This is a genomic window from Bacteroides stercorirosoris, from assembly GCF_900142015.1.
Taxonomy (GTDB): Bacteria; Bacteroidota; Bacteroidia; order Bacteroidales; family Bacteroidaceae; genus Bacteroides; species Bacteroides stercorirosoris.
Window position 1 is genome coordinate 1 of the sequence record NZ_FQZN01000068.1, and the last position, 9,073, is coordinate 9,073.

The following is a 9,073-nucleotide window of genomic DNA, read 5'->3' on the forward strand; positions in this document are numbered from 1 at the left end:
TTCGCAGAACTAAGCCGCTTTTATTTTGTTGATATTAAGTGATTTAATTATTTCATGGAACTTTGAATTAAATAATTGGAAAAATGTAATATTCTGTTTTTTAATCATATATAAAGTAGTAATATATATTTGTATCTACCCAAATTATCCCCAATTAATAGATTATTTATCTTATTATAAGGATATTGTCATTTTATAATAGAGCAAAATACGGTATCAGACAGATACTACAAGGTTAAACCAGTAAATTAGTGTGTAAAATGATTAGTATCACTATTAAAAGCCTGGCTGGCAAACTGTACATAAAACAGATTCAATATATTGTTTTAGTTTTTCATAGATAGCACCTGCGTGACTAGTATTAATACAAATGTTTTTCGTTCAACAACCACTTGGTAATAGCACAAGAAGATTATAACAAATAAAGCATTGTTATTCATCCATCAACTGTCATCTTATTGTTTACATTTATTTTTTTTATATATTTGCTTATTAAAATTCAGAGAATAAAAAAAAGAAATATCAAATATTAATATGTTTTACAAAAGGCCAAATACTACTATACAAGAAACCTCTTATTTAGATAAATAACAAAAAGTGCCACATGCTAAATCATGTGGCACCTCTACCGATTATTTATATTAGATATAGACTTTTACCGTAATTTATTCAGGCAATTCCAATGTTTCTGTGAAACCACTGTATAAAATACCATATCCCCCTTCTACGGCTACAGCTCCACGCATCGCAAACATCAATGCATTACCCTGACGTTGCATTCCAGCAGGAGTAAAATACACCATTCCATAAGTGGCATCTTTATATCCGGTAGCTTGCAAATCCCAGTTAACCAAAGACTGTCCGTCATCACTCAATGTGAAAACGAATGGGTAACCTTCCGTGATACAATCCGGTAATTTGTAGATATTACCTTCTTTTGCCTTTAATATAGGTTGTTCCCATGCCTGACCGAATAGTTGGGAAGAATAAACTCCTATGCCATAATCCTCCCATGTAAGTCTTCTCTGAGCGGTAACGGTTATTTCGCCACACTGAGCAGGTGACAATGTGCTTTCATCATTTATGGTTAGTGTAATTTCATATTTGCCAGTCGCACTTAAATTATCTACAGAACCAAAATTCAATTCAGCGTAACCTACAGCTTCATCTTTAGCAAATGCCACATTGGAATTGTTCAAGGTGAACAAACCTTCTTCAGTTGTAGCTTCGTCCATACTAATGCTAACAGAAGCCTCTACACTTGTATTTCCACGGTATACAGGGACTTTGATAATACCGTTATCTTCAGCACCAACTTCCACACTCATCTGAGTGGACGCAAAAGCAGCTTCAACTCCACTAATGTCATATTTTGTACCTTCCGCATCTGTATCACAGGAGGTAAAAGCTACCAAGCAAAGTAATACGGCAGCACATGCTTTTATTGTATATAGTTTCATATTTTCCTTCATTATAATAGATTTCTAAATTACTGAACTATAGGATTCTGGTCAGCCGAGGTTATGTTCTCGTTACCATCTATTTCAGATTGTGGCAAAGGAAGGATAAACAACGGAGAAGCAGCATTTGTATTTTTCGTTGTTACTTTTTCCGTATGGTTAGAACCTTCATAATTGCGGTTGTATCCCAAGCCTAAACGTTGCATATCAAAAATACGACCAGCCTCACCCCAAAGTTCAACGCGACGTTGGAATAAAATTTCATCCATCAATGTTGATAGCGGAGCATTAGTGTCCGAGTTGTAAGTGTTATCATCTGTACGGGTTGCCAAACGTTCATCAAACTTACTATCTCTCATGTTTCCTAATGCCTTAATTGTAGTGCGGGCAGCGTCATACTGTTTTTGATGACATTCAGCTTCTGCTTTTATCAATATCATCTCTTCTGCTCTCATAAGCAAGTAATCACCGGTACGGGTAGTATAATCAGCCATTTTGAATTTAATCTGACAGTAGCTGGTATAAGAAGAAGCATTTTCTTCTTCACTGGAGGGAATTGCTCCACGGAACCAAGCCGTTTTACGCTCATCCGTATTCGAGATAAGTTTATATAAACCTGTACTTATGCATTGGCGTGCTTTAGAAGCGTACATACCTGGAGCATCCGCATCCATATGCGAGAAGAAACTTGCAAAACCGCTGGATTGGTCTGCAATAATTTCCATGCCCCATAAAACATCGGCAGTTTTTACGCTATTATTTCCTCCCAATTCAGCTATAGTTGCCACTTTCAATGAAGGTTTCTTCAAAGCTTCAGCTGCTGCCGAGGCCGCGCTTGCATAATCATGTTGTACAAGGCAAATACGTGCCTTGATACCATTTGCTACATAGTAATCCACATGAGACACATGTGTCTGCTCTTTTACACTAATGCTTCCTAACAAATCAATGGCCTTATCTATATCAGTATTTATTTGCGTGTAAACAGCCTGAACCGTTCCTCGCGGACTTCCTTCCGAACCGGCCACTGTCGGAGCGGAATATAAAGGTACACCCGGTGCGTCTTCATGCCCTTTATATGTCTGCTGATACAATTGTATCAGATAATAGTAAGCGTAAGCACGCATGGCATACGCCTGTCCGATTACGCTGTTCTTAAGTTCCGGATCACCTCCCATTGTACTTTCCGAAGCAATGATATAGTTCACATTGCTGATGATGGTGTAGTAGAAATTCCAGATAGAATAAGAACGTCCGGCCTTATTGGAATAATCTCCATGAACATTCAAGCGATAATCCTCGTAGAACCATCCTTGTCCCTGTTCTTTCATCAAATGGTCGTCAGCCATCAAGTCCGCCAGCAAATTGATGGCAGTCTGTCCGCAGTTTTCCGAGCCCCAGTTTGAACTCCATCCTGCCACATACAGCATACGATACACTCCATTTATAGCGGTTTCCGCGCTACTTGCATCAGCAAATATCGTAGAACCGGATACTTTATCAGTCGGCTCTGTATTCAACTCATCAGCACATGAACTGAACGAGAGAAGGCCGATTAAAGAAAATATATATATTATTTTTTTCATCTTTTATACTATTTAATCAGGTTTAGAATGTGATATCAATACCGAATGAAACTGTTCTTACAGGGACATAACCAAAGTTAGTGCCACCAGTAAAGTTATACTGAGGGTCCATACCCTTGAGGTGATTAAACAGCACTACGTTGTCGGCTGTCGCAGTCAGACGAACTGATTCAAATCCTACAGATTTCATCAGTTTTGAAGGTAAGGAGTAACCCAAAGCAATGTTTTTAATCGCAAAATACGAAGCATTAATCAGATTATCATTAGTCGTAATGTAGCTCTTTCCGATTTCAATGCGCGGGATATCTGTAATATCACCCGGATTCTTCCAAGCACGTTCCAGCATTTTACTCTTAGCCTGCCCCACATAGTTGCCATACAATAATGTGTTATAAATGCCATCCAGCACCTTACCGCCGATAGAGTAAGTACAGAGTATGCTTAAATCAAATCCTTTATATTTAAAGGTATTTCCGATAGAACCATACAAGTCAGGAATACGGCTATCTTGGATTTCCTTACAAGCAGTTGCTTTAGCCATATCATTTGTGATATACTTTTCTCCTTTTACTCCGTTTTCATCTGTATCCCATGCCCAGTATAACTGCTCTCCGGTTGCCGGATCAACGCCGGCGGATGTTGCTGTATAGAATGAATATAAAGTTTCACCTTCACGGATGATGTAAGATCCGGAAATGATTTCCGGTTTGTCAGCCAGTTGTAATACCTTATTCTTAATAGTAGAACCGATAAGTGTCAAGTTCCATGTAAAAGGAGTATCCTTAAAGATATCAACGCCTAAGGTGACGTCAACACCCGTGTTACGCATACTGCCTACATTCTTGTTATAACCATCGAATCCGAGTGAAGTTGCCATCGGGAAAGACATCAGCATATCCGTGGTCTTGCGTTGATACCACTCGATAGTAGCCGAAATGCGATCAAACACCTTAGCTTCAATACCAATATTCAGATTGGCATTTTTCTCCCATTTCAAATCTTTATTTTCCAGAGAAGTAACAGCGGCACCACTCATTGACGAGTTTGCATACCCCAAATCATAAAATGACTGCCAAGCGTAGAAGTTCTGTCTTGTACCATCCAAGATAGCGTCATTTCCTTGTACACCGTAACTGGCTTTAAGAGAAAGATTGTTGATCCACGTTAAATCGCTCATAAAATCTTCGTGGGAAATACGCCAATTACCACCGACAGACCAGAACTTACCCCAGCGGTTATCTTTGTAGAAACGGGAAGAACCGTCGGTACGGAAACTTGCAGAGAGGTAATACTTATCAGCAAAATCATAATTCAAACGCGATAATACAGACTGGACCGCATAATTGTTCTGGTAAGAAGATGCACCGGTTATAGTAGTTGCCGCATCCAGTTCGTAAAGCCCTCCAAATGGGAACCCCGTCTTGGTAGCCGACAAGTAATCATATCTGTATTTATAAAATTCATGTCCTACTAAAGCTTCAAAATGGTGATTGCCAAACTTCCTGTCATAAGTCAATAACTGGTTGAAAGTGTAGCTAAAAGTGCGTGCAGTAGCCTTTTGTATAGTACCTTTCACTGAAACAGAGTTACCATTATATGGGTTATAATAAGTTGATCCTGCTGCATTAATCAAATCAAAACCATAGTTTATTGAGAACTTCAATCCTTCCAGAAATGTATTTTTTAAATCACCCAGTTCTGCATAGACGCGTCCACTCAAATTGTCACTTAAAGTAGAATACTTGTCATCATATAGCGTAGCAATAGTATTCCATTCAGAATTCGCTCCCGCAGGTCTGTTCTTTCCGTAATCGAATACAGGATCACCTAAGTTGTCGTAAACAGTGGCGCCATTTGCATCTTTTTCATACACAGGAAAAATAGGGGCCATTAATTGTGCGGAATACCAGACATTAGATGAACCGGATGAATTTTCAACAGCCGTATTACTCTCATTACGAGAATAGTTAGCGCTCATCCCTGCTTTTAACCAATTGGTTACTTCAGAGTCTATATTCAAACGTCCGTTGTAGCGGGAAAATTTAGTGGTTTTCAGCAATCCCTCTTCATCCAGATAACCTAAAGAAAACATATATTTAGTCTTATCACTTCCACCACTGAATGAAGCAATATATTCTTGGCGCAAAGGATTCGATTTCAATGCTTCATCCAGCCAGTCTTCGCTGTATCTTAATTTTGCATCACTGCGAACTTTCCCTGTAGTAGGATCTATTAATTCGGTTATACTATAATTAAAAGGATTATACTGTTCGTTTTGTCCCAGCATAGCGGTAGCTCCACTTTTCATTGCCTCTAAAGCAGCAGGACCTGCCAATTCGGGAGAAAGTCCGTTATTGATAATCTGGTTATTTTTGTACGATTGAAAAACAGTTTCCAGATATCCGGCTTCATCCATCGTTTCATAGCGCGGAATGGCACGAGAAGAAACGCCCCAATTGGCTTTCAGATTCACTTTCACTTTACCGGAATTCCCTTTTTTAGTTGTAATCATAATTACACCATTGGCACCTCTGGAACCATAAAGGGCACCTGCTGAGGCATCTTTCAACACTGTCATTGTTTCAATGTCGTTAGGGTTGATTGCAGAAATATTTCCATCATAAGGAACACCGTCCACTACATATAGTGGTGATTGCGAAGAGTTGATAGAACCATAACCACGTACCACAACAGAAGAACCTGATCCCGGTTGCCCTGACCCAGAAGTCGTCTGCACTCCGGCTACCATACCATCTAGCGCTTTAGTAACATTTGCAATGGGTCTTTCTTTAAGTTTCTCTGATTTAATAACTTCAGCAGAACCTGTAAAGGATTCTTTCTTTGTTGTACCATACGCTACCACCATTACTTCCTCTAACATTTCAGCGTCTGATTTCATGAAAATCTTCACATTAGGTTTGATTGCGACCTCTTGTGTCTTCATACCAATATACGATATTTGAAGCGTTTTCGCAGAACTATGCTTTTGATATTGTATTGACAATAAAGCAGTTGATGTTCAGTAAAGAACTATGCATATAACGATTAAAATATTGTAATATACTAATATTTAGCACAGTAATAAATAGCAGTGTTTTTTTGTGTCTACCGCAATAATACTTGATTTTAAACTTAAAACTCTAATTATGAGAGTATTATTGTTATATAAAAATCATAATGAAGCACAGGACTGATACTATGCGTTTCGATTTATAGAGAATGTGTAAAATAGCGAATGCTTTAATTCGTGTTTTACCAATAGCTTATATGTCCGCAAAAAAAAAATAAAGGAATAAGGTTTAAAGTCTCATTTTTTTATAAAGAACTAGAAGACGATTTGCCAATACAATGAAGAAGTAAAAGAATAAGTATATGCTCAAGCTCAGTTTTACCCCCAAGAGTTGGAGCTTGTACTTTACCACCATACATGAGAAGCTTCAGGCAGTAATGTTTCAGATAAATCTGAAATTACAGACAAATAGCTTGAAGTTATTTACGAGACAAGTGATATTTATATACAAAACATCCTTTGGAACTTACCTGTCTTACTATTGATTATCAAAAGGTTACAAAAAGTCTATTTCCTGCTTACAAGAAGTTAAGAGTTTGTAGACAAAGAGTTAACTTCTTGTTGGCAAACTCTTAACTTCTTGTAAACAGGAAATATTAGTTTTTTTTGTTTGTTTACAGTGTGAATCAAAAAAGCCAATACTAGTGAAACTTTAAGAGCAGATAATATAGAATGTACAAAGCAATTATATCTCGGTTAGAACCTCAAGTTATATTCAGAGAAAAACAGGTGGATTATTAGGAAAAGGAAGGGGTATTATTCAATTTCATAAAGTGGATGGAAACGATAAAAAGAACATTTTACCCAAAATGTTATCTCTTCATCCACTAAGTCTATAATTTTAATTTTAATATGCAAAAGAGAGGATAATGAGAAAATAGAAAATAAGAAGAATAGAACAAAAAAGCAAGAAACGTTCTGCTGGTAAATCCACTAAGTAAAAGGTGCAACCCGTTTTATCCGATATCCCTAAGATTTCATGATAAGTAGTTACACCTTATACTTTAGTAGGTTTTACTTCCCTTTTTTACGATGAGCTAACGAGTGGTTTTTCTCTAAATCACTTATTATTGTCATATCCATTACATTGGTATATATTTGCGTGGTTTTCACACTCTTATGCCCTAACAATTTCTGTACAGTTGTAATATTTACGCCATTATAAATCAGCAACGTTGCATTGGTATGTCGCGCAGTATGGAATGACACTTTTTTAGGTAGTCCGGCTAATCGTGCAATTATAATTAGTTCCTTGTTTACATTCGAATTGTCTCTCAGATGAAAAAAGTCTTGTAGATTTGCCTGATATTTATTCAAAATTTGGATTCCTTTTCCGCAAAACAACAGATATAACGGAAGCCGGACTTCGGTACCAGTCTTGATAGATTTATATATCAACCAAGTCTCCTGGTGCATCTCGACGATGTTTTCCGGTTTCATATTTACAAAGTCAGAGTATCTCATGCCAGCATAACAGCAGAATAAAAAAGCATCCAGTGTCTTCTGGTATTTTGTATGCCGTCCTGTCAATTGCAGAGTTTCCAGCTTTTCTAATTCTTCCGGAGACAAATGGGTGTGCCCGTTTTCCACAGTCTTTATTTTATATTTTCTAAAAGCATACTTCTGTATATCCATATACTCCTTATTAATAGCCACATTGATATGACGCTTTAAATGCTTCATATGCTTAGCTATCGTGTTGGTATGGTACCCTTTAGATTGCAGATAATACTCGAATGATGATATGAACTCAAAAGTCATTTCAGAGAAGGTCACCCCCTTCTTGAAGTCTTGTAGCAATGCGACGGTAGACAAGTGGTTTCGTTTCGTACTTTCCTTCAAGCCTGAAGTCATTATTTCCTGCCTGAAGAAGGGAATAAACAATGACTTGTCCTCCTGTTCTTGCTTTTCAGCCAACACTTCCTTCAAGACATCGAGAGTTATTGGCTTCCCCTGTTGCCAAAGTTCAAGCTCGCGCTTTTCTATCATTGCCATAAATTCATAAATCAATCGATTTAAGGCATCAGCATTGGGATGGTTTTTTACTAGTAGTTTTTTCGCATCCCATTGATCGGGTCTTAGGTAAACTTTGGTCGAAAAATACTTCTTCTTTCTGTTCAGATAGGCCTCTACTTGCACCAGAGCCATTCCCCTTTTATTAAGGCTCTTTTTCCGGTTGTAAACTAAACTGTAAATAATCTTGTTCATCTTTAGTTGTTTTAGTTAATACTATGAACAAATAAGACGGTATAATGTGCTACATAAGAATTAAATAAGACTTAATATCTGTAAAAGTGCCAATTATAGGGCATTTTTTATTTTGTATTTCCTTTATAAAAAAGGTGAATCTACGTAAAATGACTTTCAAATTAGTTCCATCGCACTACGCTTTTAACACATTTTGTTTAAAAGTAGCATGTTGTATTAAGGAACAGGGCATAAGGGAGTGCTTCAGAGTGATAGCATTTGGATAGTCATTTAGGTTTTTTAAGTGCGAAAAATCTGCTGTTAAGCATAAAAAAACGTATTTTGCTTAACAATTTGATAGATTTACAAGGTTTTTTCAACAAAATAGTTGTTCGTTTCAGTTTTATTAATATATTTGCATTTTGTTAGAGTAAAGAAACAATTAATGTAAAGTTAAACTTTAAGAGAGAATTTATGAAAAGAAAATTAATGCTGTTATTGGCCTGTCTTTTTGTTGGAATAGGCCTAGTAACTGCCCAAACTCAGACAATCACGGGTGTTGTGATTTCTGAAGAAGATGGGCAGCCAGTTATTGGAGCCTCTGTATTGGTAAAAGGTACTCAATTAGGTACTATTACTGGTGTAGATGGTGATTTTACTTTACCGAACGTACCAAGTTCTGCGAAAACATTGCAAATATCTTACATTGGTATGCAAACACAAGAAGTAGCGATTAAACCTCAAATGAAAATTGTGATGAAATCCGATAG

5 protein-coding genes are annotated in these 9,073 nt (G+C 37.2%); 1 reads left to right on the top strand and 4 read right to left on the bottom strand.

All coding sequences use genetic code 11. From position 1 onward, the window contains the following. Window positions 1-665: 665 nt before the first annotated feature. The 4 genes from BUC01_RS24510 to BUC01_RS24530 all read right to left on the bottom strand — a co-directional run bounded on the left by BUC01_RS24510 (window position 666) and on the right by BUC01_RS24530 (window position 8,324). Window positions 666-1,460, bottom strand: a complete 795-nt coding sequence (locus BUC01_RS24510) for a hypothetical protein (RefSeq protein WP_243462790.1) — start codon at window positions 1,458-1,460, stop codon at window positions 666-668. Window positions 1,461-1,489: 29 nt separating this feature from the next. After that, window positions 1,490-3,046, bottom strand: a complete 1,557-nt coding sequence (locus BUC01_RS24515) for a RagB/SusD family nutrient uptake outer membrane protein (RefSeq protein ID WP_025835820.1) — start codon at window positions 3,044-3,046, stop codon at window positions 1,490-1,492. Window positions 3,047-3,068: 22 nt separating this feature from the next. Beyond that, window positions 3,069-6,044 carry a SusC/RagA family TonB-linked outer membrane protein gene (locus tag BUC01_RS24520; protein ID WP_073315187.1) on the bottom strand — a complete coding sequence of 992 codons (2,976 nt, stop codon included), beginning with the start codon at window positions 6,042-6,044 and terminating at the stop codon, window positions 3,069-3,071. A gap of 1,086 nt (window positions 6,045-7,130) precedes the next feature. Next, window positions 7,131-8,324, bottom strand: coding sequence for a site-specific integrase (locus BUC01_RS24530; RefSeq protein WP_025835823.1), 1,194 nt, complete (start codon window positions 8,322-8,324; stop codon window positions 7,131-7,133). Window positions 8,325-8,777: 453 nt separating this feature from the next. Here BUC01_RS24530 and BUC01_RS24535 point away from each other — a divergent pair. Then, the coding region (locus BUC01_RS24535) for a carboxypeptidase-like regulatory domain-containing protein (RefSeq protein ID WP_139261920.1) at window positions 8,778-9,073 on the top strand (296 nt) is incomplete at its 3' end.

What these genes read in the sequence shown, in the direction of transcription:
- BUC01_RS24510 (WP_243462790.1), bottom strand. Translation starts at nt 1,460, where the DNA reads ATGAAACTATATACAATAAAAGCATGTGCTGCCGTATTACTTTGCTTG.
- BUC01_RS24515 (WP_025835820.1), bottom strand. Translation starts at nt 3,046, where the DNA reads ATGAAAAAAATAATATATATATTTTCTTTAATCGGCCTTCTCTCGTTC.
- BUC01_RS24530 (WP_025835823.1), bottom strand. Translation starts at nt 8,324, where the DNA reads ATGAACAAGATTATTTACAGTTTAGTTTACAACCGGAAAAAGAGCCTT.